The organism is Vagococcus fluvialis, assembly GCF_003337315.1.
Classification (GTDB): Bacteria; Bacillota; Bacilli; order Lactobacillales; family Vagococcaceae; genus Vagococcus; species Vagococcus fluvialis.
On sequence record NZ_QPJV01000006.1, the window covers coordinates 22979 to 48791 of the forward strand.

At 30.5% G+C, this 25813-nt stretch carries 22 protein-coding genes and 1 pseudogene; 19 read left to right on the forward strand and 4 right to left on the reverse strand.

Translation table 11 applies throughout. The features are described from left to right. Nucleotides 1-13: 13 nt before the first annotated feature. The 5 genes from DFR54_RS07285 (at nucleotide 14) to DFR54_RS07305 (ending at nucleotide 5869) form a co-directional block, all read left to right on the forward strand. Entirely contained in the window at nucleotides 14-1015 is a 1002-nt protein-coding gene (locus DFR54_RS07285) for a LacI family DNA-binding transcriptional regulator (RefSeq protein ID WP_114289663.1), read from the forward strand. 28 nt (nucleotides 1016-1043) lie between these two features. After that, complete coding sequence (locus DFR54_RS07290) at nucleotides 1044-2045, forward strand: aldose epimerase family protein (RefSeq protein ID WP_114289664.1); 1002 nt, start codon at nucleotides 1044-1046, stop codon at nucleotides 2043-2045. A 142-nt stretch (nucleotides 2046-2187) separates the two neighbouring features. Next, nucleotides 2188-3351: a galactokinase gene (locus DFR54_RS07295; RefSeq protein WP_114289665.1), complete on the forward strand. Its 1164-nt coding sequence runs from the start codon at nucleotides 2188-2190 to the stop codon at nucleotides 3349-3351. A 20-nt stretch (nucleotides 3352-3371) separates the two neighbouring features. After that, nucleotides 3372-4862, forward strand: coding sequence for a UDP-glucose--hexose-1-phosphate uridylyltransferase (gene galT / locus DFR54_RS07300; RefSeq protein WP_114289666.1), 1491 nt, complete (start codon nucleotides 3372-3374; stop codon nucleotides 4860-4862). Between the two features lie 20 nt (nucleotides 4863-4882). Further along, nucleotides 4883-5869, forward strand: a complete 987-nt coding sequence (locus tag DFR54_RS07305) for a LacI family DNA-binding transcriptional regulator (protein WP_114289667.1) — start codon at nucleotides 4883-4885, stop codon at nucleotides 5867-5869. A gap of 34 nt (nucleotides 5870-5903) precedes the next feature. Here the strand turns inward: DFR54_RS07305 and DFR54_RS07310 are convergent, their stop codons facing one another. Next, complete coding sequence (locus tag DFR54_RS07310; protein ID WP_114289668.1) at nucleotides 5904-6257, reverse strand: thioesterase family protein; 354 nt, start codon at nucleotides 6255-6257, stop codon at nucleotides 5904-5906. 165 nt (nucleotides 6258-6422) lie between these two features. Here DFR54_RS07310 and DFR54_RS07315 point away from each other — a divergent pair, with 165 nt between their 5' ends. Beyond that, on the forward strand, nucleotides 6423-7919 hold the full coding sequence (locus DFR54_RS07315; RefSeq protein ID WP_170126935.1) for an AcpB/EbpR/MafR family transcriptional regulator: 1497 nt from the start codon (nucleotides 6423-6425) through the stop codon (nucleotides 7917-7919). Nucleotides 7920-7989: 70 nt separating this feature from the next. On the opposite strand, the gene DFR54_RS07320 is transcribed toward DFR54_RS07315, so the two are convergent. Next, complete coding sequence (locus DFR54_RS07320; protein ID WP_114289670.1) at nucleotides 7990-8241, reverse strand: hypothetical protein; 252 nt, start codon at nucleotides 8239-8241, stop codon at nucleotides 7990-7992. A gap of 96 nt (nucleotides 8242-8337) precedes the next feature. Between DFR54_RS07320 and DFR54_RS07325 the strand changes: the two genes are divergently transcribed. The 5 genes from DFR54_RS07325 to DFR54_RS07345 all read left to right on the forward strand — a co-directional run bounded on the left by DFR54_RS07325 (nucleotide 8338) and on the right by DFR54_RS07345 (nucleotide 14490). Beyond that, complete coding sequence (locus DFR54_RS07325; RefSeq protein ID WP_114289671.1) at nucleotides 8338-9012, forward strand: response regulator transcription factor; 675 nt, start codon at nucleotides 8338-8340, stop codon at nucleotides 9010-9012. Then, nucleotides 9009-10499 (forward strand): sensor histidine kinase, encoded by a 1491-nt coding sequence (locus DFR54_RS07330; RefSeq protein ID WP_114289672.1) that lies wholly within the window; start codon nucleotides 9009-9011, stop codon nucleotides 10497-10499. The genes DFR54_RS07325 and DFR54_RS07330 overlap by 4 nt, the downstream gene beginning before the upstream one ends. Before the next feature lie 159 nt (nucleotides 10500-10658). Continuing rightward, nucleotides 10659-12494 (forward strand): asparagine synthase (glutamine-hydrolyzing), encoded by a 1836-nt coding sequence (gene asnB, locus DFR54_RS07335; RefSeq protein ID WP_114289673.1) that lies wholly within the window; start codon nucleotides 10659-10661, stop codon nucleotides 12492-12494. A gap of 23 nt (nucleotides 12495-12517) precedes the next feature. Beyond that, the gene (locus DFR54_RS07340) at nucleotides 12518-13771 is read left to right on the forward strand and encodes a carboxylate--amine ligase (protein ID WP_114289674.1); all 1254 of its coding nucleotides are present in this window, start codon (nucleotides 12518-12520) and stop codon (nucleotides 13769-13771) included. Between the two features lie 5 nt (nucleotides 13772-13776). Beyond that, nucleotides 13777-14490 carry an aspartate/glutamate racemase family protein gene (locus DFR54_RS07345; protein ID WP_086342364.1) on the forward strand — a complete coding sequence of 238 codons (714 nt, stop codon included), beginning with the start codon at nucleotides 13777-13779 and terminating at the stop codon, nucleotides 14488-14490. Between the two features lie 56 nt (nucleotides 14491-14546). Here DFR54_RS07345 and DFR54_RS13225 read toward each other — a convergent pair whose 3' ends face one another. Continuing rightward, nucleotides 14547-14717, reverse strand: a complete 171-nt coding sequence (locus DFR54_RS13225; protein WP_170126936.1) for a hypothetical protein — start codon at nucleotides 14715-14717, stop codon at nucleotides 14547-14549. Nucleotides 14718-14847: 130 nt separating this feature from the next. Between DFR54_RS13225 and DFR54_RS07350 the strand changes: the two genes are divergently transcribed. Next, nucleotides 14848-15834, forward strand: a complete 987-nt coding sequence (locus tag DFR54_RS07350) for a choloylglycine hydrolase family protein (RefSeq protein WP_114289675.1) — start codon at nucleotides 14848-14850, stop codon at nucleotides 15832-15834. Between the two features lie 104 nt (nucleotides 15835-15938). Here DFR54_RS07350 and abc-f read toward each other — a convergent pair. Continuing rightward, nucleotides 15939-17438 (reverse strand): annotated as a pseudogene (gene abc-f / locus DFR54_RS07355) (ribosomal protection-like ABC-F family protein). Between the two features lie 341 nt (nucleotides 17439-17779). On the opposite strand from abc-f, the gene DFR54_RS07360 reads away from it, so the two are divergent. The 7 genes from DFR54_RS07360 (at nucleotide 17780) to DFR54_RS07390 (ending at nucleotide 25802) form a co-directional block, all read left to right on the forward strand. Next, nucleotides 17780-19720, forward strand: coding sequence for an alpha/beta hydrolase family protein (locus tag DFR54_RS07360; protein WP_114289676.1), 1941 nt, complete (start codon nucleotides 17780-17782; stop codon nucleotides 19718-19720). A gap of 96 nt (nucleotides 19721-19816) precedes the next feature. Next, nucleotides 19817-21625 carry an LTA synthase family protein gene (locus DFR54_RS07365; protein ID WP_170126937.1) on the forward strand — a complete coding sequence of 603 codons (1809 nt, stop codon included), beginning with the start codon at nucleotides 19817-19819 and terminating at the stop codon, nucleotides 21623-21625. 208 nt (nucleotides 21626-21833) lie between these two features. Next, a complete protein-coding gene (locus tag DFR54_RS07370; RefSeq protein WP_114289677.1) occupies nucleotides 21834-22565 on the forward strand; it encodes an amino acid ABC transporter ATP-binding protein in 732 nt (243 codons plus the stop codon). Nucleotides 22566-22583: 18 nt separating this feature from the next. Beyond that, nucleotides 22584-23399, forward strand: coding sequence for a transporter substrate-binding domain-containing protein (locus DFR54_RS07375; protein WP_114289678.1), 816 nt, complete (start codon nucleotides 22584-22586; stop codon nucleotides 23397-23399). A gap of 14 nt (nucleotides 23400-23413) precedes the next feature. Further along, the gene (locus DFR54_RS07380; protein ID WP_114289679.1) at nucleotides 23414-24058 is read left to right on the forward strand and encodes an amino acid ABC transporter permease; all 645 of its coding nucleotides are present in this window, start codon (nucleotides 23414-23416) and stop codon (nucleotides 24056-24058) included. 16 nt (nucleotides 24059-24074) lie between these two features. Next, on the forward strand, nucleotides 24075-24728 hold the full coding sequence (locus tag DFR54_RS07385) for an amino acid ABC transporter permease (RefSeq protein ID WP_114289680.1): 654 nt from the start codon (nucleotides 24075-24077) through the stop codon (nucleotides 24726-24728). 93 nt (nucleotides 24729-24821) lie between these two features. Next, the gene (locus tag DFR54_RS07390; protein WP_170126938.1) at nucleotides 24822-25802 is read left to right on the forward strand and encodes a biotin--[acetyl-CoA-carboxylase] ligase; all 981 of its coding nucleotides are present in this window, start codon (nucleotides 24822-24824) and stop codon (nucleotides 25800-25802) included. Nucleotides 25803-25813: the final 11 nt, after the last annotated feature.

Below are 25813 nucleotides of genomic sequence, written 5' to 3' on the forward strand. Positions count from 1 at the left end.
AAGGGAAAGTCTTATGGCAACGATTAAAGATATAGCTAATTTAGCGAATGTTTCTCAAGCGACTGTTTCAAGAGTTCTTAATTATGATAGTACATTGTCAGTTGCTGATGATACTAAAAAGAAAATATTTGAAGTAGCTGAACAGTTAGAGTATACAAAGCATAAAAAAATTAAACATGTAGAAAAAGGGAAGATTGCTATATTTCAGTGGATGACGGAAAAGGATGAATTAGATGATGTTTATTATTTGTCATTAAGAATGGGTGCTGAAAAAAAAATAATAGATCTTGGTTATGATATTGTGCGTATATTTAAGGGACAGGATTTTGTACCTGAGGAGGATATCATAGGAATAGTTTCTATTGGTGAATGTTCTCCAATAGAAGCAAAAATAATGACAGATTTCACTGAATCCGTTGTTTTTTTAAATATGAATATTTTATCGGAACAATATGATTCTGTTGCTGTTGATTTTGATCAAGCAGTAAATAGCGTTGTCCAATTTTTTTACCAAAAAGGACACAAGAAAGTTGGTTATATCGGAGGAACCGATTATGGGAAAAATGATCTAGATCATTCGCCTCGTAAAGATAGACGTACAGTAGCTTTTGAAAATTATGCCAAACAATTTGATTTATATCATGAAGATTATGTTTTTCTAGATGATTTTAGTGTAGAGTCAGGATATAAACAAATGAAAAAAGCAATTGAAGTTTTGAAAGAAAACTTACCTACAGCTTTCTTTTTAGCAAATGATCCTTTAGCAGTAGGGGCATTAAGAGCACTTCATGAGGCACGGATTAATGTGCCAGAAGATGTTTCGTTGGTTGGGTTTAATGATAGTAGTATTGCTAAATATGTTTATCCAACTTTAAGCTCTGTTAAAGTGTATACAGAATTAATGGGGAAAACTAGTGTTGAGCTATTGATTGATAGACTCGAAACTGAAAGAAAAATTGCTAAAACAGTCATTATTTCAACTAAATTAAAACTAAGAGGAAGTACTCCAAATTAATTAAATTCTAATAAGGAAGTGAACTTGTTTGTTTGAAGAAAAAATCGAAACTTATGAATTAAAAAATGAATCAATTAAAATGACAGTTGTTAATATTGGTGCTTCAATTGTTAGTTTGGAAGTTAAAGATAGATTAGGTAAATGGACAGATGTAGTTTTAGGATTTTCAAATTTAGAAGATTATCAGGTTGATAATGATGTTTGTTTTGGCTCTGTCGTTGGTAGAAATGCTAATCGTATAAAAAATGGAACTTTTAAATTAAATAATCGTACTTATCAATTAGAAAAAAATAACGGTGAGAATAATCTTCACAGTGGTTCTAACGGAGTTCACTTAAAAAAATGGAAGCTTGAGGAAATAACAAGTAGCAGCCTTAAGTTAAAAATAATTAGTTCAGAGGAAGAACAATGCTTTCCAGGAAAAATGTTGATGATGGTAGAGTATCTTTTATCAGAAAATAGTCTCGTCATAAATTATTCTGGTACATCAACAAAAGATTCTTTGTTCAATCCAACGAATCATACCTATTTTAATTTGTCAGGGCATGGCAGTGGAGCAGTTGTAAATCATTATTTAAAATTACCCAGCCGCAATTTTATGCCAATAGGTGAAGACTCAGTTCCATTAGGTCAAAGACAGGATGTTAAAGGAACACCAATGGATTTTTTAGTAGCAACCAAACTAATTGATGGACTAAACTTATCAGATGAGCAATTAAAACGTGGTAATGGTTATGATCATCATTTTGTTTTAGATGATATTGATGAGCAAGTTGAACTATACTCTAATGAAACAGGAATCAAGTTATCTTTAAAAACAAACATGCCAGGCGTTCAATTGTATACAGGTAACTTTATTCAAAATAAAAAAGGCAAAGATGGCATTATCTATCAAGAACGTTCAGGCGTTTGTTTAGAAACACAATTTTGCCCAAATGCTATTAATAATCCTTTTGAAAAATCGCCAATTATAAAAAAAGATCAAGATATAGTGTATGAAACAAAATGGCGTTTTGATTTAAAACATTAATATCTACTAAAAGTGCTGATTAGAGAAATCTGATTAGTACTTTTTTCATTGTTAAGTGTTGTACTTTCTATTGAAAATATTAGTTAAAAGTTTTATAATTAATTTAGTAAATATTTTACAATAGGGAAGAGGCTAATTTATTATGTTAACTCAATTAAAAAAACAATTTGAAACTGTGTTTAAAAAAGAAAGTGAAAATTATTATTTTTCTCCTGGAAGAATTAACTTAATTGGAGAACACACAGATTATAATGGAGGAAATGTTTTTCCATCAGCAATCACAATTGGTACCTATGGGTTAGTTAGTAAAAGAGAGGATAGAACTTTCAATTTTTATTCAGATAATTTTCCTAATAAGGGAGTTATTTCAGTTGAGTTAACTAATCTTGAATTTGATGAAAAAGATGATTGGACTAATTATTCCAAAGGAGTTATCAAATTTTTAAAAGAATCAGGATATGAGATTAATCATGGTTTAGATGTCTTCTTTTTTGGGACGATACCAAATGGAGCGGGTCTTTCTTCATCAGCTTCTATTGAATTATTAATGGGTGTTATTTTAAGAGATGAGTTTAATTTAGAAGTTGAGATGATTGATTTAGTTAAGCTTGGGAAAAAAGTAGAGAATGAATTCATAGGTGTGAACTCAGGGATTATGGATCAGTTCGCAATTGGTATGGGGAAAAAGAATCAGGCCATGTTACTTAATACAAATACATTAGACTATGAGTTAGTATCGGCTAATTTTTTAGACAATGTTATTGTTATTATGAATACGAATAAGAGACGAGAATTAGCTGATTCAAAATATAATGAGCGCCGTGCTGAGTGTGAATCTGCTCTTAAACAATTACAAACTAAAATAGATATTAATGAATTATGTGAACTTGATTTAGTAACATTTGAAGCCAATAAACATTTAATTGATAATCCTATACTAATTAAACGGGCTAAACATGCTATCTCAGAAAATGAGCGAACTTTAATTGCTAAAGAAGCATTGGTTGCTGGAGATTTGACTAAATTTGGTTTACTTTTAAATGCTTCCCACAAATCATTAAAAGAAGATTACGAAGTAACAGGAATTGAATTAGATACTTTAGTAGAGGAAGCTCAAAAAGTTGAAGGTGTTTTTGGAGCTAGAATGACAGGAGCTGGATTTGGCGGTTGCGGTATAGCTTTAGTCCCTCAAAATAAGGTAGAACTTTTTATTGAACAAGTAGGAAAGGCGTATTTGAGTAAAATTGGGTATGAGGCTGATTTCTATGAAGCAAAAATTGACGATGGAACAAGACAGTTATCATAAAAAGAAAAAGGGGGAAAATAATGGGTATCGATCATGTAATTCATCAATTTGTTAGACATATCATAAAAGAAGGACCCTGGGAAGAAATCGATCAAACTTATTTGGAAAATCGTGTACTTTACTTTATTGGGGTATCAGAACTAAAGGAGTTAAAAGAAGAAAAAGTGTTTGAAGGCTCTGTTTTAGAATTAGTTGACCAACTAGTAGAAACAGCAATAACTACTGAGCATATTAAGAATACAGAGTATGAAATTGAATGTTTAAGAGGGCAATTAATGGATTTAATGGCTCCATCCCCCAGTAAAATAAACAGTCAGTTTAATAAACTCTATGAAGAAGACCCAGAAATAGCTACTCAATACTTTTTTGAATTAAGTCAAAAAACAGATTATATTAAAACAAGAGATATTGCAAAAAACATTGAATTTCCAGTTGCTACTGAATATGGAGATTTAGAAATAACGATTAATTTATCTAGACCAGAAAAAGATCCAAAACAGATAGCTTCTTCAATTAATCAAAGGAGTATTGATTATCCTAAGTGTATGCTTTGTATGGAAAATGAAGGCTATGCAGGTCGTAGTGGATATCCTAATAGGTTTAATCATCGAATAATTAGAACAAAATTAAATAATGAGAGCTGGGGATTTCAATATTCACCCTACGCTTATTATAATGAACATGCAATTGTGTTTTCAGAGAAACATGTACCAATGAAGATTGGTAAACAAACTTTTGAAAGATTATTAAGTATTATTGATTGGTTACCACATTATTTTGTAGGTTCTAATGCTGACTTACCCATTGTAGGTGGGTCAATATTATCACATGATCACTATCAAGCAGGTAGATTTACTTTTCCAATTGAGAAAAATGAAATTGAATTTGAGTTTACTTTACCTCAGTTTAAACAAGTAAAAGCAGGAATTGTAAAGTGGCCAATGTCTGTCATTCGTATTAGTGGTGAAAAAAAAGAAGAATTAGTTGAAGTGGCTGATTTTATTTTGAAAAAATGGCAAATTTATTCAGATAAGAACTTATCAATAGTAGCGAAAACAGCTGATGGTATTGAGCATCATACTATTACACCAATAGCTAGAAAAAGAAATGATTTATTTGAAATTGATTTAGTTCTAAGGGATAATAATGTTTCCGAGGAGTTTCCAGATGGAATTTTTCATCCCCATCAAGAACTTCATCATATTAAAAAAGAAAATATTGGCTTAATTGAAGTAATGGGATTAGCTATTTTACCACCAAGATTATATCGTGAAATGATTGAGGTTAGAAAATACTTATTAAATCAAAAAAATAATATCGAAGGGTATCATCTAAAGTGGGCTGAAAAAATTAAGGAAACAAACGAAATTACAGCAGCTAATGTTGATGATATTGTTAATCAAGAAATAGGATATGTCTTTTTGAAAGTTTTGCAAGATGCAGGTGTATACAAACGCGACACAGTGGGCATGCTAGGCTTTAAGAGGTTTATTTCTTTTTTAAGTGAGTAGTAAAGTTAAGGAGTAAATAAATGGCAACAATTAAAGATATTGCAGAAAAAGCAGGTGTGTCTCCTGCTTCAGTTTCAAGAGTATTAAATTATGATGCAACATTATCAATTAATGATGAGTCAAAAAGAAGGATTTTTGAAGTTGCAGAAGAGTTGAATTACACGAAACACCAAAAAAAGAACTTAGTTAATAATAAAGTATTTAAGTTAGTCCAATGGTACGATGACAAAGAAGAGTTAGAGGATTTGTATTATTTAGCTATTCGTTTAGGTATTGAAAATCAAGCAGAGGCATTAGATATTACGATTCTAAGAGAAGATTTAAATGAGCTCTCATCTGAAACGTGTCATGGAATAATTGCTTTAGGGAAATTTGATAAAAGTGAAATAGATAAGTTAGCTAGTCATCATTCAACTATTCTATTTGTGGATTACGACGCGACAAATTTAGGGTACTCATCAATAGTAGTTGACTTCAGACAAGCAATAACTCAAGTTATGTCTGTCATACTAGAAAGCAATAAAAATAATATTGGTATTATATCAGGTGTTGAGAAAACCAAAAGTTTAGGTCAAGAAATTAAGGATATTCGCTTAGAACTTTTTCAAAATGAGACTAATAAATATCCTGATATTCAGTTAACTCATATATTAGAATCTGCTTTTACAGTCCAAGATGCTTATGAGAACATGAAAAACTATTTACAGAAAAATGGGAAAGATAATTTATATGGAATCATCTTTACATCCAGTGATGCCATAGCAATTGGTACTATGAGAGCTTTGTTAGAAGAAAAGGTGAGTATACCTAATGACGTTGGAATTATTTCTTTTAATGATATTAGTGTAGCTAAATATGTGACACCAGCACTAACGACTATAAAGGTCTATACTGAGCAGATGGGAAAATTAGCTATAAATACTATAAACGCTTTGTTAAATGAGCCTTCTGAGGTTCCGGTTAGATTAGAGGTAGGCACAACATTAGTTAGAAGAGAGTCATGTTAAAAAAGATTGGGCAAAATTAATTGCCCAATCTTTTTTATTTTTTGATAATAAAGCGTTCGTGAGTTCCTTGACCTACAATCTCATCGTTGAACATTGCTTTAACAGCAAAGGTAATTCTTTTACGGTCTACTTCAATGACCTCAGCAGTGACTGTTGTTGTATCTCCAATGACAATTCCTTTTTCATGAGAAACATTCACATGAGTACCAACGGAAGTCAATTCAGTTGGAATAATTTTTTTAAGTAATTGATAACAAGTATCTTCCATTTCAGCAATCATATCAGGTGTTGAAAAAACAGAAGGTAAATCTTTATCAAATTTTGAAGCAACATTTTTTTCTGTCACTAAAATATCTTTTTCATAACGTGTTCCTATTTTAATATCCATTAAAAACTCTCCTTTATAAAATGATTACGTTTTCATCATAACGCAAGAAAGGTATCCAGACAACTTAAAGGTAACAAAGATTTAGATTAAATTAGAAATTAGGATGATATCAAAGTTTACTGTATAATGAAGGAAATAATAACTTCAGGTAAAGGTGAGAATAGCATGGAGAAAGATATATTAAATTTATTAGATACTCAAAATAAGATAATGCTTAATATTTTAGATTTAATTGCTGACAGTAATAGATGGTATACCATTAATGAAATTAGTACTGAGTTGTTAGTTGTTGAAAGAACTGTCCAACGTTATATTCACCGTTTACAAGAGTTAGTGGATAGCTACAATGATGAAAGAGATTATTTAGTGACAATTAACTATGAAAAGTACAAAGGAATTCAACTTGAAATAGATAGTGGCAGTAACTATATGGAGTTGAAAGGTTACATTTTAGAAAATGATGAGACGATGAAAATCTTTAAATTAATTATCTTTGAGGAATTTCAATCTATTTCTAAATACGCAACTGATAATTTTGTAAGTGAAAGCGCTATTCGCAAATCTCTAAAGAAGATAAAGCAATTTTTAGCCAATTACCAATTAACCCTTTCAAGAAGTACTTTTAGTATTGAAGGAGAAGAAAAACAAATTCGTTTAATTATTTATATTACGGCGTGGATTATTTTTAAAGGTGTCACTTGGCCTTTTGATTTTATTAGTAAAGATAAAATCTATGCGTCAGTGAATCATTTTGCTGAGGAATTAGATATAAACTTTTCAGTGATTCATCAAAAACAAATGGCCTATATGTTAGCTGTTAACATTTTACGACTTAGAAAAAAACATGTTATCACCATGGAAAAAGAGTGGCAAGATTACGTTAATTTACCGAAACTAGTTGATAGTATGCCTGTCTTAAAAGCGTTTATTTCAGATTATAATATTTATATTGAGTCAGAGCTTTATTTTTATGTGGTGTTATTACAGTTAAAACCCAAATTTTATGTATCTCAAAATTATCAAGATAGTGTTTTTAATTACCATAAAAAAAGAGAGTCTAATGTCTACCTTGCAACAGAATTATTTTTAGAAAAATTTAATGAAGAAATATGTGAGATTCCAGAAGAATTGCATAATCGCTTTTTTACAACAAGTTTTTGTGTACATCTTTTTAGTCAACTATTTTCTAATATTCAAGTTGATATTGATGGGCATATGATTTTTAGAAACTTAGAAGACGATTATCCGAATTTGATTAAAGAATTAACAGCTCTAATTAATGAGTTACATGAAATTAGTGGAGAGCAATTATTTACAAAAGAAAGCTTCTTACTTCAAAAGTACATGACACTATTTTCTTCAGTCCAACCTTTAACTTATTACGAAGCAGAAATAAAACTATTTCTTGATACAGACTTACCGTTTTTTGTTAAAAATAATGTTAAAAACCAAATTTTGGACCGTTTTAAATATGATTTTAACTTAAGTTTTGTGGATGCTTCAGAGGTGGATGAGGCAGATCTTGTACTAACTAATATACCTAACTTACTTGAAGAAGAGTTACGTTTTTCTAGACAGGTTCATTTATTTGATTTTCCGTTTAATCAACGTGATTTTATTGAAATTGAAAGAAAAATGAAAGCAATTACTAGAGAATTATGAAGAAGAGATTGTGACATCGTTTAATTTATAAAAATGAGCCTGTGACTTTAAATTGTCACAAGCTCATTTTTTAGTTATTTGAAAACTCAGAACTTCTATGATGATTTTGGTGTCTCTGATGTCTTTTTTGCATTGAGGTATTGTCATCATGGCAATACCTAAAGTCTTCATCATCAGCATTAAATCTAAAGTTTTCAGATTGTGTAGTTGTTTCTGTCTTAGGTATTGTTGTATTAGTTGTAGTACTTGCAATCGTGATTGTACCTGCTACTAAAAAGACACCTAATAGACTAAGAGTTGCGATAATAATTTTGCGTTTCATATTAAACCTCCTATATATTTGATATAGTAAGTATAAGACACAAATATGGCAGAATTATGTCATAAACTAAGGACATATTTATTTAGAGGGATGAAAATGAATTTATTAATTATTGAAGACAATCAAGCCATTCGTTCTATGTTAGCTAGATTTTTAGAAAATGAAGGTTATCTGGTAGTTGAAAGTAAGTCTGGAGAAGAAGGATTAAAACTGTTTGAACAAAATAAGTTTGATTTAGTTTTACTAGATATTATGTTACCTAAGATGGATGGTTTTGAGGTATGTAAAGAAATCAGAAAAGATTCCATGATACCAATTATTATGATTACAGCTAAAAGTGAAGACCATGATAAAATTCTTGGTTTAGATGTTGGGGCAGATGATTATATTGTTAAACCATTTTCTCATGAGGAAATCGCCGCAAGAATCAGAGCTATTATGCGTAGAATTGAACCAAGTAAGCAAACAGAAAAAGTGTTAACAGGATTAGAAATTAATAGTGATAAATATGAAGTTACCTTTTTTAATGAAGTTATCCATTTAACTAAAAAAGAATTTGAACTTTTCTATCATCTAACAGAGCATCCAAATCAGATTTTTACAAGAGACCATTTACTAGACAGTGTATGGGGGATGGATTACTTTGGTGATTTTAGGACAGTTGATAGTCATATAAAGAGATTACGTGAAAAATTAAAAACAGAACAAGAAACAAATTGGCAGATAAAAACAGTATGGGGAAAAGGTTATTTATTTGAGGTGGAAAAATGAAAAAACAGCCTAAAATAATGACACGACTGATATTAACTTACACGTTAGTATTAAGTTTTTTTGCTATTGTGGTACTTATTATTTTCTTTAGTCTTTTTAATCAGCAAGCTCATGTGATACATGGTGAGAAGATGAAGGAGCAGGGAGATAAGATTGCTGAGATATTAGTTAAAGATAACTATTTAGAAGAAGAAAAAAATGAGGAAGACAATTTATCTCATCATGAAAGAATGATGAAAAGAAACAATCACATGTCTAACACTACGGATTATTTATCTCTTATTAGTCAACTTTCTACAGATGAGATTTATGTTGTTAATGAAACTGGGGAGTTTTTATCGACAAGTCATATGACTAAGAAGCAGCAAAATACTTTAACTGACTCAGGTAATACTATTTTAAATGAGCTAAAACAAAATAAACAAGCTACTTTTTTTGAAAAAAATAGTTTACCTAATAAGAGCCAACTAGGCTACGGTGTGCCTATTTTAAATTTAAATCAAGAATTACTAGGCGCAGTGATTCTCTTATCTAATAATGATAATTATTTTTTAGGTTTGGGTAAAGATTACCAGTTACTAATCTGGAGCGTGTTAATTGCTTTATTAATAACAGTACTTATTTCTATACTTATAGCTAAAAGATTTGTTAAGCCGATTCATCAGATGTCTGTGTTTACTGAAGAGTTAATTCAAATGAATTATGATACTAATCTTAATATTAACACTAAAGATGAATTAGCAGAACTAGGTAATAAACTATCAGTATTAAGTGATCGGTTAAAGAAAGCTCAAAAAGAGCAAGAGAATAAAGAACATAATCAAAAATTATTTTTATCGCAAATTTCTCATGAGTTAAGAACACCAGTTATGGTGATTCAAAATTCACTAGAAGCTTTAGCCGGAGATTTTTTAGATGAAGTAGAAAAAGAAAACTATATCAAACAGCTATTACTTGAAACTAAAGAATTAAACTTGTTAGTAAATGATTTACTTGAACTTAGTCGACTTCAAATAACTGAATTTTCAATAGAAAAAGAAGCAGTTGATTTTAACCAAGTTATTCAAGATAGCTTACGTAGTTATCGTCCACTTTTAATAGAAGAAAAAAGAGAAATAATTTTTAATAACCAATTAACTGATGTGAAAATCATGACAGGTGACTACCATCGATTACTTCAACTAACTAAAATATTAGTTGATAATAGTCTTAAATATAGTTTAGAAAAATCAGCTATTAGGATTAATTTATTAGAAAAAAATAATCACTTAGTTTTAGAAGTGATAAATGAATTACCTAAAAATGCGGAAAAATTTAATACTGAAACTGTTTTTGAATCGTTTAATCGTGGAAATCAAAGAGATAACAAAGGACACGGACTTGGATTAACTATTGCTAGTCAAATTGTTAGTAGACATTATGGGGAAATAAAAATGGACTATTTATCAAGTGACAAAATAAAAGTTAGTGTCTTATTTCCAGAATAAAAAAACTTAGTTTCATAAAAAAATCTTAATTACTTGAAAAGTATGAGTCAAAGTCTTTAATTTCTTGCTTTTTTCAAGTATACTTGTAAATTGAAACGTTGTAAGTTTGAAGAGCTAAACGTAGCTTCTAATTTAAAGACAAGATGGAGGATTTATAGAATGTGTGGATTTGTAGGATATATTAATCACCCAACTATTGCTGAAGAAACATTAAAAAAAATGACAGATAGAATTGTACATAGAGGCCCCGATGATGAAGGTTTTTATCAAGATGAAAACATTGCTATGGGATTTAGACGTTTATCAATTATCGATTTAAATCATGGTGCTCAACCAATGAATAACCAAGATGATACTAAAGTATTAACATTTAACGGAGAAATCTATAACTACTTAGAATTACGTGAGGAATTAATTGCCTTAGGTTATCATTTTAGAACAGATGTAGATTCAGAAGTATTAATCCATGGATATGATGCTTGGGGTGAAGGCTTATTAGACCGTATTCGCGGAATGTATGCTTTCATTATTTATGACAAAAAAAATCAAGAAGTATTTGGGGCTCGTGACCATTTTGGAATCAAACCTCTATACTACTACAAAGATGAAGAAAACTTTATGTGGGGATCTGAAATTAAATCATTTTTAGACCACCCAGGATTCGTTAAAGAATTAAATGAAGAGTTATTACCAATTCATTTAAGTTTTGAGTACATTCCAAGTGCTGAAACAATGTTTAAAAATGTATACAAAGTAAACCCAGGAAATTTCTTTATTTATAAAGATGGTAAATTATCAATTAAAGAATATTATCATTTTGAATTTAAAGAAGATAAATCTGTTGATATGGAAACAGCTAAAAAACAAATCGTTGAAACAGTTCAAGAATCTGTTGCTAAGCACATGATTGCTGATGTTGAGGTTGGAAGTTTCCTATCAAGTGGGATTGACTCAAGTTATATTTTAAATGAAGCATCTAAAGAACGTGATATTACGTCATTCTCTTTAGGATTTGATGATGAAAAAATTAGCGAGTTACCTTGGGCAGAGCAATTTGCTGAAGAAATTAACCAAAAAAATATTCCAATTATGATTGATGATGAAGATTTCTTCAATATCATTCCAAAAGCAATGTACCATATGGATGAACCATTATCTAACCCATCAGCTTTACAACTTTACTTCCTTTCTAAAGAAACAAGTAAACACGTCAAGGTTGCCTTATCAGGTGAGGGTGCTGATGAATTCTTTGGTGGATACAATACTTATTTAGAAGCTGGTTCTTTTGAAAAATATGAAAAATTCACTACTAAGCCAATGAGAAAATTATTTGCTCAAACAGCAAAACGTATGCCTCATTTCCATGGACGTCGATTCTTAATCCGTGGTGCTCAAGATATTAGTGAAAGATATTACCGCGTTAATTACGTATTTAACCAAGCTGAAAGAGATGAGTTATTAAAAGACAGCCGTCATAATGGTCCATCATCAGAATACGTTAAAGACATGTTTAATGAAGCTAAAGGAAAAGACTCAATTACGCAAATGCAACATTTTGATATTCATGGTTGGTTAGCTTATGATATTTTACATAAAGCAGACCGTATGAGTATGGCTAACTCTTTAGAAGTTCGTACACCTTTAGTGGATAAAGAAGTAGCCGCAATTGCTCAAAAAATGCCTTCAAATACACGTGTTAAAGATGGTGTGACAAAAGTTGCTTGGCGTCAAGCTTCTGAGAGTCAATTACCAGAACGTATTGTTAACCGTGAAAAATTAGGTTTTCCATCACCACTTGCAACATGGTTAAAAGAAGATAAATATCAAGCAATGATTAAAGAATCATTTAACTCAGATATTGCTAAAAAATTCTTTAATGTTGATTACTTAAATAAATTATTAGAAGAACAAAAGCAAGGAATTGCGAATATGCAAAAAATATTTACAATTTATACCTTCATTGCGTGGTACCGCGTGTTCTTTATTGAGAACTAATTAGAAGAAGGAGATAGATGGTAATGACAACAACTAAAAAGGACTTTATTCCTGTATTATTAGGTGGAGATTTAAATCTTTATGGAATGGCTCGGTCTTTTTATGAATTAACTGGAAAACCAGTTAGAACGATTGCAAGTGCGCAAATCGCTCCAACTAAATATTCAAGTATTTTAGATATTGAATACATTCCAGAATTTGATACTGATCCAACATTTATTGATAAAATGCGTGAAGTTATTAAAGAATATGAAAACAGCGACATCCCTGTTATTTTAATGGGGATGGGTGACTGGTATACTGAACTAATTTCAAGACATATTGATGAGTTATCGGCTCATTTTATTTGCCCATACATTGATAAAGAGCTTGAAAAAGAATTAGAGAATAAAGAAAGTTTTTACGCTATTTGCGAAAAATATAATTTACCTTATCCAAAAACCAAAGTGATTACTCGCTCAATGGTTGAAGAGAAAGAAAAATTACAACCTTTTGATTTTCCAATTGCTTTAAAAGCAGTTAACAGTGTGACTTGGAATGATTTTACGTCACCTATTAAAGAAAAAGTTTATATTATTGATAATATGACTGAATTTAACCGAGTGATTCATGGCATTTATAAAGATGGTTATGAGGACGATATGATCTTACAAGAATTTGTCGTAGGAAATGAAAGTCCAATGCGAGTTTTAAATGCTTATGTAGATAAAAATCATCAAGTAAAAATGATGTGTCTTGGAAATGCTGTTCTAGAAGATCCAACACCTTTAGGAATAGGTAACTATTTAGGTATTATTCCTGATTACAATGAAGAAATTTTTGAACAAGTTAAATTCTTTTTAGAAGATATTAAGTACACAGGTTTTGCAAACTTTGACTTAAAATACGATATTAAAGATAATACATATAAATATTTTGAAATCAATTTAAGACAAGGTAGAAGTAGTTTCTTCTTAACACTAAATGGAATTAATTTAGCTGAGTGGGTTGTACGTGATTATGTCTATGATGATTTAAAAGACCAAGACCTATTCATTGCTGATATTCCTGAGGATAAAGGAAAATTATGGCTAAATGCACCAGTTGATGTGTTTGAAAAATACACACCAGAGTCACCTGCAAAAGACGTAGCTCGTAAAATGGTTGCTGATAAACGTTTTGGCTATACTTTTTATTATGAAAAAGATAAAAGCTTTAAGAGATGGTTATTATTACAGCGCATGTTCCGTTATTATCGAAAAGTCTTTAAACAATACGGTCATCGATTAGGGAGGTAAGAGATATGGATAATTTCTTTACAATTATTGGTGGAATGGGAACAATTGCAACAGAGTTATATATAAAACAAATTAATCAGAAAACACCTACTAAAAATGACCAAGATTATTTAGATTATGTGTTGGTTAATTATTCAACAATACCTGATAGAAGTTCTTATTTGATGAATAAAAGTGAGAATGAAAATCCGTTACCTTATCTATTAAAAATTATTGAAAAATATGGAGCATTAGAGCCTAACTTTTTCGTGTTAACGTGTAACACGGCTCACTACTTTTTTAATGAATTAGAAAAAGCTAGTCAAGTTCCTATTTTACATATGCCCCGTTTAGCTGTTGAAGAAGCATCTAAACAATATAAAAAGGGAACTAGAGTAGGGATTATTGGAACTGAGGGAACAATTAAAAATAAGATTTATGATGGCTTTATTTTAGATGCTGGTTTTGATTTAGTTCATCCCACTTTAGAACTTCAACAAATGGTAAGTACGCTAATTTTTGAAAAAATTAAGCAAAATAACATTTTAGATGAAGAATTGTATAATCAAATTTTATCTAAAATGTTTAATGAGCTAAATTGTGAGGTAGTCATTCTTGGTTGTACAGAACTTTCTTTAATGGAAGATTTGGCTAATTATTCCAATGAGAATGTTATCGACCCACAAAATGTTTTAGCAGAAAACACAGTGAAGTTAGCTTTAGCAAATAGAGAAAAATAAAAAGATTGTTATGTAAGTTTTTAGGCTTACATGACAATCTTTTTTGTATAGAGTTTTTACCAAATTCCTTTTTGAACGAGATAGGAAAGTAATAAGTAGATTGCAGGAATAGATAAGGCAAGTAAAGTATATTTGAAAATTAAGATTCCTGCTTTTTTACCATCGAATTCTTTCTTAACACTATCTCTAGTTGTGCCGCCTAAAAATAGCCCCCATAAATCATACATCTTATCACATCCTTTTAACATATTATAACATATGTAACTAAAAAGTGTTTTATTATCACACTTAAGATTGTTTTGTAAAAATGAGTTCATAAGAGTATACTGATATTAAATTATTGAACGAGGTGGTTATATGTGTACAAGTGTTATGTATGAAAATGCCTTAAAAGAGTTCTTTTTAGCTAGAACAATGGACTTCACTCTTCCTTTAGATGGTAATCCAACTTTTATGCCTAGTGGTCATTCTTTTTATACAGATAAAACAAAACATTTTAATTCAAGTCTAAGTTTTATTGGAGCTGGTAGACTAATAGATGATTATATTTTTGGAGATGGTGTAAATGAAGCTGGGCTTGCAGTAGCGTCACTTTATTTTGCTGCAGATGCTGTTTATCCCAAAAAAAGTGATGAAGATATTTTGGAATTAGCTCCTCATGATGTCGTTGCGTATCTTTTAGGGAATTGTAAAAATGTATTAGAAGTTAAAAAAATAATAAAAGAGATTAAAATTGTTGAAGAAATCAGCCCAGTTATTGATGGTGTTTTACCTCTTCATTGGATTGTTGCTGATAAGAGCGGTAGAAGTATTGTTATTGAGCCAGTTGCAACTGGTATTGAAATTTATGAAAATTCTGTAGGTGTTATGACTAATAGTCCTAGTTTTTCTTGGCATTTAACTAATTTAAATCAATATGTGAATGTGACGAATACAGAGAAAAAACCAATGCAATATAAAGATTTTTTAGCTACTGGAAACGGGGCTGGAAGTGGTATGCTTGGAATTCCAGGTGATTATACCTCAATCTCTCGTTTTGTTAGAATCGCTTTTATGAATCAGTTTATAGAAAAGGCTCAAAGTACTGAGGAAAGTATAAATGTCATTTCAAGGATGTTATCAGCTGTATATATTCCAAAGGGTGTTAAATTTAAAAGTAATGGTTTAACGGATTACACTCAATTTACAAGCTTTATGGATTTAAGTAATGGCACTTACTATATTAATTTTTATGAAAATAATCGTTACTTAAAATTAAATATAAAAGAAATAAGTGAGACAATTTCTACTCCTAAAGAATTTAAAGTTGAAACAACAATGATTTTTGAAACACCAGAAATATAAAAAAGAACTGTGACTTTTTGTCACAGTTCTTTTTCCAAATTTAACGGTATGACAGAAGTAGCTTCTTATTTCTTGAAGCTAACCACTTATGTAACAACCTTTTTTTAGTATTTTTCTAGTTCAATTACTTGAGTAGCTATTTTATTAATGAACGTTTCATCATGTTCTACAAATAACATAGTTGGTTGAGTTAATAAAATAACTTCTTCAAGTTGTTCATAGTTAAAACTGTCTAAATAATTCAGAGGTTCATCCCAAAGATAGAAAGGTGTTTCAAGTGTAAGTGATTTAGCAATTTCTACCTTTTTTCGTTGCCCCATACTCATAGTCTCAATTTTATTATTAAATAAATCTCTTTCAAGACCTAATTTTTTTATATTACTTAGACATTCCTGATAATCTAAATGATTTGTTAAACAAAACTCTTTCAGAGTACCTGTATTTACTTCATAATTTTGTCGCACAAGACTCCATGTTTTTTGTGCTCTATGAGTGATTTCCCCCTGTATATCCCCATTAAATTGGCCTAATAGAGCTTTAATTAAAGAGGTTTTGCCAGAGCCGTTTTCTCCGATAATTGCAATCCGTTCTCCCGGTTTAATATCAAAACTAATAGGCTTAAATAACTTTTCTCCATCAAATGAGAGAGTCAAATCTTCAACTGTTAGTAAACTCTTTTGATGAGTCGGTTGGAAGTTCATTGTTAAAGGATCAATGAATTCGATATTTTTTAACAGTTTTTCTTTTTCTTCAATTTCTCTATCCATTCGATTTAAAAGATTTTTTGATTTTTTCATAGTTCTAGCAGCACGAGCTCCAACGAAGCCTTTATCAGGAACGCCACCACTATTTTTAACAGATGGTTTTCCCCATTTTTCACCTTCACGAGAATTGGCCCACTCTGCCTTTTTAGTAGCTGTTTGTTTTAATCTACCAACTTCTTTTTTTAGTTTTTCATTTTTATCTTGTTCATATTCATCTTGTCGTTCCTTTTGGAAATGATAAGTCGAATAATTACCTTGAGAAATGGTAATTTGATTTTTATCAATTGCTAAAATATGATCACAAATTTCATCAATAAAAGCTCGGTCATGACTAATAACAATAAAGCCATTCTTTTTTGTTTTTTAGTAGTGAGCCACTTGTTTTCTACCTAGGGCATCTAAGTGATTTGTTGGCTCATCAATTAATGGAAACGAGCCTTCCTGAGCAAAGAGAAGCGATAATAGTACCTTTGTTTGCTCCCCACCAGAAAGACTTGAAAAAGAACGCCATAAAACAGAAGTATCTGTTCCAAGTAATGTTAATTCCCTTTCAACTTCCCAAATCTCACCTACATTTAAATCATCAATAATTTCATAAGTCATTTTTTCTTTATTTCCTATTTTTTGAGGAAAATAAGAGAAATTAACTTGATGGTTAATAGCTCCGTTATAAGCTAGTTTGTTTTGTAAAATATTAAAAAAAGTAGTTTTCCCGCGACCATTTCGGCCGATTAGTCCAAGTTTCCAATTGGTATCAATATTTAAATCAACTTGGTCAAAGATATTTGTAATAGCTCCATCATAACTAAATGATAAATTCTTGATTTCGATTGTCGACATAAAGTATCATCCTTTCAAATAAAAAACAATCAGTCTGAATAAAACAGAACTGATTGTTGAATATAATGACAGGATATTAAATAGACGTGTTAGAAAGAATCGTCTTGTCATCTTCACCAATTCTGTCAAATTGCAGACTAATCCCGTTAATATACAACGGTTTACATACAATTTGCTCAAATAATTGGCTTAGATTTTCAATACACGAATCCCTCACTTTCATTTTTTCTAATATATTATACAGTAACTAAAAAAGCCAATAAATAAATTAATAGTTATGGTTCGCTTTATTTGAATTAGTTCTGTACAATTATGAATAACAAAAAAATGAGGTGATTTAAATGAAAAAAATAACTGCAGAAAGTTTATTTGATTTAAAAAGTATTGCTCAACCTATTCAAGTTGAGGAGAACATCTATTATATCGAAAATTCTATGAACCAAGAAAAAAATCGTTACGAATCAACTATTTTTTCATATAATTTAAAAACAAAAGAAAAAATTGAATGGGGAAATAATGGCTATTCAGTTAATTTACTAAAAGTGTCTCCTAACAAAAAATATCTTAGTTTTTTAGCAAGTGATGACGAGAAAAAACAACAAATTATGTTAATGCCTTTAAAAGGTGGACGCGCTTTTTATTTAACAAATGAAAAAGAAGGGGTTTCATCTTATCTTTGGAATGAGACTGGTTCAAGTGTTTATTATCAAACCAGTACACTACCAGAAAAAGAAGTGGATGATAAAGTGCCTCAAACAAAATCGTGGTCTAAGCTAAGTTATAAAGTAGATGGTACGGGCTTAATAGCAGAAGACAAAACATATCAACTTAAAAAGCAAGATCTTGCTTTACCACAGATGACTCATTTGATTTTAGAAAAAAAATATTCATTTAGTTTAAATCATTTATCAAAAGATGAATCTTTTGCATTAATAACAGAAGATTTAGATGAGGATGATGAATTAAATTACGGTTCAACTGTTTACCATTTTGATTTGAGAACTAAAGTAACCTATTCTTTAACATCAAGTATTGAACAAGGAAGTTTTTCATTTGGTGCTATTAGAAATGATCAAGATGTTTTACTAGTGGGAAATGATTTTAGATATGGTTTTGTTACTCAGGACAAATTGTATTTATATAATCTAACAACAAGTAAACTAACTTGTTTAACAAGTGAAGCTGATTTGCAAGTTGGAGATGCTTTGATTAGTGATTTTCAGCAAAAGAATTTAAGTATAGAAATTCATTGGTTAGATGATGAAACTTATTTTTTCCCTGTGACAGAAAGTGGAAAAGTGACTTTATATAAGGGTGACAAAAAAGGAAATATCAAAAAAATAGTAGATAAAAAACTTCATTTAACAGATGGAAGTCTACTTAATAACGAACGAATGGTAGTTGCCTACTCTACTTTGACTAATCCAAGTGTTTTAGCTTTATTAGATTTAACAACAGGTAAATTAACTGATATTGAAAATCCTAACGAAGAATTTTTAGCTAAAACAAAATTAAGCAAGCCTGATATGTTTTGGTATCAAGGAGTCAATGATTGGGATATTCAAGGATGGTATGTGCCTCCTGTTGAATCAAAGAAGAATTACCCTGTTATTTTATACATTCACGGAGGACCTCAAGTTGCATACGGAGAATCATTCTTCCATGAGATGCAAGTTCATGCTGCCAATGGTTATGGTGTTATTATGCTAAATCCAAGAGGCGGTCAAGGTTATGGTCAAGAGTTTGTTAAAGCTATTTTAGGTGATTATGGAAATGAGGATTATCAAGATTTGATGCTTGGACTTGATTATGTATTAACAGAATATCCTGAGATTGATAAAAATAATGTTTATGTAGCTGGAGGAAGTTATGGTGGATTTATGACAAACTGGATTGTTGGTCATACAAATCGCTTTAAAGCAGCTGTGACTCAGCGCTCGATTTCCAACTGGATCAGTTTTTATGGAACAAGTGACATTGGTTCGTTTTTTGTAAAATACCAATTAAATAGAGATTTAAAAGATATTGATAAATTATGGCAGCTCTCACCACTTGCGTATGCAGATAACGTTGACACACCATTACTTGTTTTACATGGGGAAGAAGATCTAAGATGCCCTCAGGAACAAGGTGAGCAGATGTATACGGCTGTTAAAATGAAAGGTGTGCCGACTAAAATGGTTGTTTTTCCAGAATCAAGTCATGGGTTATCTAGACAAGGATTACCTAATTTACGTATGGAACGTATTAATGAAATTGTTAATTGGTTCAGTCAATATTAAAAAAGAGGGAAACCTCTTTCTTCTTACCAAAACATAAGTTGTTAAATCGCTCTTTTTTATGTATTCTAGATAATGGATGAAAAAAGGAGGATTTGAATGAGGTTATTAACTTATTTATTAGTCGGCTTATTAGTAAGTGGTCTAGATGTTTTTTTATTTAAATCAGAAAACATCAAAGAAAAAATTAAGGTTTTTTTAGGGTATACAATTGGGATAAATACACTTTCATTATTTCTAATGAGATACGTTTTAGACAAGCCCTTTGTATTAAATCTTACTAATTACAAAACACTTTTTGTTGTTAAATATGTTATCTTTTCATTAGTGATTGGAGTTGGTATTCTTTTCTTAAAAGGACTTATAACACAACAACTAATTATTACTAAAAATACTAAAAAATTATCTTTAATGGAAAAAATAATAAGCGGATTAGCCGTAGTTTTTGTTTTAATGGGCAGTTTTCTTTGGATAGGAACAGTTTGGTTTATAGATTATTTCGGTAAATTAACACCAGAGCAATTTATTTTTAACTTTAAATCACCTGTTACAGGAACAGCCTCTGGAGTAATGGATAATGCCATAAATGGTCCAGTATTACTATTTATTTCAGTAGCAGTAGCTTTTATCTTTTTTATATTAGTTAGATTTAACCTAGAGTGGAAAAATAAAACAGTAATATCAGATAAACTGTTTAAATATATTGGAATTATCTTTTCAATTGGGCTACTGATTTACGGAGCTTTTTACAGTATTAAAGAGCTACAACTAAAAGCGGTATACCATGCTTATTTTGACGATTCAAGTTATATAAAAGATAACTATCAGGCGCCAAAAGATACAAAATTAACTTTCCCTGAAAAGAAAAGAAATTTAATTCACATTTATCTTGAATCTTATGAAAATACTTATTTTGCAACAACTTCTGGTGGATATATGGAAAAGAACTTAATGCCAGATTTTGAAAAATTATATGAAGAAGGTATATCCTTCTCTGATAATGACAAAAAAGGTGGTCCTTATCAAACTTATGGTTCTAGTTGGTCTGTAGCTTCAATGGTTAACATGAGTACTGGTCTACCTTTAAAAGTTCCAATGGATGGCAATTCTTATGGAAAAACAGGTTATTTCTTACCAGGGGCAGGAGCAATTGGTGATATCTTACATGATGAGGGTTATAATCAAACTATTATGTTTGGTGCAGATGCAGACTTTGGTGGTTTGACATCCTTCTTTAATAACCACAAAGATTTCCATATTTATGACTGGAAATACGCAAAAGAAATAGGAAAAATTCCTAATGACTATAAAGTTTGGTGGGGTTATGAAGATAAAAAATTATATGAATATGCCCAAGAAGAAATTTTAAGATTAGCAGCTGAAGATAAACCATTTAACTTTACTATGGAAAATGCAGATACACATTTCCCAGATGGTTTCCTTGAAAAAGATGCAACAACACCATTTGATAAACAATATTCTAATGTTATTTTCCATTCGCAAAAACAAATTTATGATTTTGTTAAATGGATTCAAGCTCAAGATTTTTATGATAATACAACAATTGTATTAACTGGAGATCATTTAAGTATGGATAAAAAATACTTTGTTGATTTCGATCCAAATTATCATAGGACAACAACTAACTTAATTATTAATCCAGTTTTTGAGAATGACAATATAAAAACCACCAATAGGCACTTCGCACCATTTGATATGTATCCAACAGTTCTTTCAAGTATGGGAGTGGATATTGAAGGTCATAAATTAGGATTAGGTGTGGATCTTTCATCTAATGAAAAAACTTTAATCGAAAGAGATTCTTTAAAAACGGTTAACGAAGAACTTTCTAAAAATAGCCAATTTTATAATAAAGAATTTGTATCAGAACCTAAAAAGAAAAAATAAGATTAAGATATATTAGAAAAAGGAAGGTGACTTTTATCTGTCATCTTCCTTTTTTGTTATCTTTAAAATGAGTTTTTCATGAAAATTGCAGTAAGTAATGACACTATTCTTTACAAAATGATAAAAAAACAGGTATAATATATAAATTATGATAAAAGTATTAGATTTTTAATCAATTTATCATATTTAGATTGGGGAGGAAAAAATAATGATTTCATTTAAACAAGTGGATAAATATTATGGCTCATTTCATGCCTTAAAGGGAATCAACTTAACAATTGAAAAGGGAGAAGTTGTCGTAGCGATTGGACCATCTGGCTCGGGGAAAAGCACGATGTTACGTTGTATTAACGCACTAGAAGAAATAACAACTGGTGAACTATTAGTTGATGGCGTTGATATTCACGACAAAAAAACTAACTTAAACGAAGTAAGAAAAAATTTAGGAATGGTATTCCAACATTTTAATCTTTATCCAAATATGACGGTTCTAGAAAATGTTATTTTAGCACCTGTTAAAGTTTTAAAAGAAGATAAAGAAGTTGCTATTAAAAAAGCAGAAAAATTATTAGATAAAGTAGGAATGCTACATAAAAAAGATGAGTATCCAACACAACTATCAGGAGGGCAACAACAGCGTATTGCGATTGCTAGAAGTTTAGCTATGGAACCTGATGTGATGTTATTTGATGAACCAACATCAGCACTTGATCCAGAAATGGTTGGTGAAGTTTTAGATGTTATGAAGTCACTAGCAAAAGAATCTGGTATGACAATGGTTGTTGTAACTCATGAAATGGGATTTGCACGTGAAGTAGCAGATAGAGTTATTTTTATGGCAGATGGACAAATTTTAGAAGACCGTGAATCTGAGAGTTTCTTTGAAAACCCTAAAGATGAACGAGCAAAACAATTTTTAAGTAAAATAATAAATCAATAAAAGTAAGGAGTAAGTTTAATGACTTTACATACAAGATACTCAATCAAAAAAAGAGTTCTTCTTTTAGTTGCGGCTCTCCTTTTTCTTTTAGCAGGTTGTGGAGCAAAAAATTTAGCCAAACAAGATACACTAGAAAAAGTTGAGACCAACCAAAAAATAGTTTGGGGAGTTAAATACGACACTAAACTATTTGGATTAATGAATATTGAAAGTAGACAAGTTGAAGGTTTTGATATTGATATTGCCAAAGCTCTAACAAAAGAAATACTAGGTGAAGACTGTGAGGCAGAGTTTGTAGAAGTAACTTCTAAAACGAGAATCCCGTTACTTAAAAATGGAAATATTGATGCTATTATTGCCACAATGACGATTAGTGAAGAAAGAAAAAAACAAGTCGACTTTTCTGATGTTTACTTTGATGCAGGGCAATCACTTTTAGTTAATAAAAAAAGTGGTATTAAAGGAATTGAAGATTTAGATGCAACTAAAACTGTATTAGCAGTTAAAGGATCAACATCAGCAGAAAATATTAGAGAACATGCACCAAAAACAAAAGTGTTAGAGTTAGAAAACTATGCAGAAGCTTTCACTGCCCTTCAATCAGGTCAGGGAGATGCTATGACGACAGATAATAGTATTTTACTTGGAATGGCTGCTGAAAATCCTCAATACATTTTAGCTGGAGATAAATTTACTGACGAACCTTATGGTATTGCCCTTAATAAAGGACAAGAGGAATTTCAATCAGCGCTTAACGAAGGTTTGGAAAAGATTCGTGAAAACGGGGAATATAGAAAAATTTATAAAAAATGGTTTAATGAAGAACCAAAATAAAGGGGGAAAAAATAGTGCTAGTTATTTGGCAAAATTATCAATCTGATATTTTATCAGGTTTAAAAATAACTTTAACAGCTAGTTTAATCGCCTTGGTTTGCAGTTTAATAATTGGAACATTTATGGCAATTTTTCAAGTGTCTAAAACAAAATGGTTAAAAAGAATCGGCAATATTTATGTTAATTTATTTCGTAATTTACCACTCTTAATTGTGGTTATGTTTTTATTTGTTGTTATGCCCTTATACGGGATTCAATTTGACGGAATTACTGCTGGAACTATCGGTTTAACTCTGTATACTTCTGCTTTTATTGCAGATACTGTACGAGCTGGAATTGAAGGTATACCAAAAGGCCAAATGGAAGCAGGGCTTGCCTCAGGTCTGTCGTATTCGCAAGTGATGAGATTAATCGTTTTACCTCAAGCTTTTAAAATTGTGATTCCACCACTTGGAAACCAATTTATTAACTTAGTGAAAAATTCTTCTATTTTGGCAATGGTAACAGGAGCGGATTTAATGTATCAAGGAGATTTAGTTGCTAGTGCGACGTTTAATACAATTGGAACTTATACTTTAATTGGTTTGATTTATTTAGCTCTGACATTACCTTTATCTTATTTAATGAAATACTTAGAAGTTAGATTAGCTAAAGCTTAAGAAAGGGGAAATTAAAGTGGCTATTGCACAAGCTTTTACATGGAGTAATTTAAGATTTATACTTGATGGATTATTAGTGACCCTAGAGGTGGCTATTGTATCTATTATTTTAAGTTTTATTATAGGAAGTATCTTAGGGATTTTACGTTATTTAAAAATTCCTATTTTATCATTAGTAGTAGGAATTGTAGTAGATATTATTCGTAATTTACCATTGTTATTAATCATCTTCTTTACTTATTTCGCCTTACCGCAAATAGGTATTCAATTTAGTATTTTTTGGTCAGCTGTTGTAGCTTTAACTATATTTGAATCAGCTATGTTATCAGAAATTATCCGCGGAGGACTTTTAGCAGTTCCAAAGGGGCAAATGGAAGCTGGAATTTCAACTGGACTTACAAAAGGTCAAACTATATTTTATATTGTTTTACCACAAGGATTAAAATTAATGGTGCCACCTTTAGTTAGTCAATTTGTATCATTGATTCGTGATACTTCCTTAGCAGTAATTATTTCTTTACCAGAATTGACACACAATACAAAAATAATTTATGCACAACATCCTAATACAGTTCTTCCGATGTTCTTTATTATGGCATTTTGCTATTTTATTATTTGTTATTCATTATCAACTTTCTCAAAACGGTTTGAGATGAGTTATTCAAAATAAAAAGGTGTGAGGACTAAGGGTTAAAACTTAGGTCTCTGCCTTTTTTTCATGCTATAATAATGAATAATTTAAATGACAAGGGTGAGGAAAAAGGTGACAATCAAAGAAAAAGTTTTATCTTTTTTAGAGAAAAATAGAGGTCAGCATATTTCAGGTGCTAAAATTGCAGATGAACTAGGTGTTTCAAGAAATGCTGTTTGGAAAAGTATTAAACAATTAGAAAAAGAGGGCTATGATATTAAGGCTGTGACTAATAAAGGTTACTGTTTATCTGAAACAAGTCATCAAATGTCTGAAGTTGGGATTAGGGAGCAACTTTCAAAGGAATTTCAAAAGAATAAAATTTATTATTTTGACACCATTGATTCAACTAATAAAAAAGCAAAAGAATTAGCTATTGAGGGAATGCCTCATGGAACTTTAGTTATTGCCAATGAACAAACAGCTGGTAAAGGGCGTTATGGTAGAAGTTTTGAGTCGCCAAAAGATTCAGGGATTTATATGAGTTTAATTTTAAAACCTTCAGAATTAGCTTACCAACATCCTACAATTATAACTTCCTATGCAGCAGTTGTAGTGACAAAAGTTGTGGCAGAAATGACTGGTAAACAACTTGGCATTAAATGGGTCAATGATTTATTTTTAGAAAATAAAAAAGTCTGTGGGATATTAACAGAGGCTGTAACAGATTTTGAGAGTGGTATGATGGAATGGATTGTCTTAGGTATTGGACTGAATGTATCCACTGAGACGGATATTTTTTCAGAAGAAGTGAGTCAAAAAGCAAGAGCTATTTTTGAAAAAGAAGGCGTTGAAGTTAATCGAAATGAGTTAGTAGCTAATATCATGTCGAGCTTATTAAGCCTACATCAGGAATTAAATGAAGTTGATATGATGCAACTCTATAAAGAAAATTCTATGGTCGTTGGTAAAAAAGTTTTGATTCAGCAAGGCAAAGAGGAGTTTTTTGTGACAGTTAAAGACATTGATACAGAAGGTCAACTGATAATCGAAACAGAAACTGGAGAAGTGAAAACTTTTAATTCAGGTGAAATAAGAATCATACTTAATTAATTGTCACCTTT

Bases quoted from the DNA above. Each gene is read 5' to 3' on its own strand.
- DFR54_RS07285 (WP_114289663.1), top strand. From the start codon at position 14: ATGGCAACGATTAAAGATATAGCTAATTTAGCGAATGTTTCTCAAGCG.
- DFR54_RS07295 (WP_114289665.1), top strand. From the start codon at position 2,188: ATGTTAACTCAATTAAAAAAACAATTTGAAACTGTGTTTAAAAAAGAA.
- galT (WP_114289666.1), top strand. From the start codon at position 3,372: ATGGGTATCGATCATGTAATTCATCAATTTGTTAGACATATCATAAAA.
- DFR54_RS07305 (WP_114289667.1), top strand. From the start codon at position 4,883: ATGGCAACAATTAAAGATATTGCAGAAAAAGCAGGTGTGTCTCCTGCT.
- DFR54_RS07310 (WP_114289668.1), bottom strand. From the start codon at position 6,257: ATGGATATTAAAATAGGAACACGTTATGAAAAAGATATTTTAGTGACA.
- DFR54_RS07315 (WP_170126935.1), top strand. From the start codon at position 6,423: ATGGAGAAAGATATATTAAATTTATTAGATACTCAAAATAAGATAATG.
- DFR54_RS07320 (WP_114289670.1), bottom strand. From the start codon at position 8,241: ATGAAACGCAAAATTATTATCGCAACTCTTAGTCTATTAGGTGTCTTT.
- DFR54_RS07325 (WP_114289671.1), top strand. From the start codon at position 8,338: ATGAATTTATTAATTATTGAAGACAATCAAGCCATTCGTTCTATGTTA.
- DFR54_RS07330 (WP_114289672.1), top strand. From the start codon at position 9,009: ATGAAAAAACAGCCTAAAATAATGACACGACTGATATTAACTTACACG.
- asnB (WP_114289673.1), top strand. From the start codon at position 10,659: ATGTGTGGATTTGTAGGATATATTAATCACCCAACTATTGCTGAAGAA.
- DFR54_RS07340 (WP_114289674.1), top strand. From the start codon at position 12,518: ATGACAACAACTAAAAAGGACTTTATTCCTGTATTATTAGGTGGAGAT.
- DFR54_RS07345 (WP_086342364.1), top strand. From the start codon at position 13,777: ATGGATAATTTCTTTACAATTATTGGTGGAATGGGAACAATTGCAACA.
- DFR54_RS13225 (WP_170126936.1), bottom strand. From the start codon at position 14,717: ATGTATGATTTATGGGGGCTATTTTTAGGCGGCACAACTAGAGATAGT.
- DFR54_RS07350 (WP_114289675.1), top strand. From the start codon at position 14,848: ATGTGTACAAGTGTTATGTATGAAAATGCCTTAAAAGAGTTCTTTTTA.
- DFR54_RS07360 (WP_114289676.1), top strand. From the start codon at position 17,780: ATGAAAAAAATAACTGCAGAAAGTTTATTTGATTTAAAAAGTATTGCT.
- DFR54_RS07365 (WP_170126937.1), top strand. From the start codon at position 19,817: ATGAGGTTATTAACTTATTTATTAGTCGGCTTATTAGTAAGTGGTCTA.
- DFR54_RS07370 (WP_114289677.1), top strand. From the start codon at position 21,834: ATGATTTCATTTAAACAAGTGGATAAATATTATGGCTCATTTCATGCC.
- DFR54_RS07375 (WP_114289678.1), top strand. From the start codon at position 22,584: ATGACTTTACATACAAGATACTCAATCAAAAAAAGAGTTCTTCTTTTA.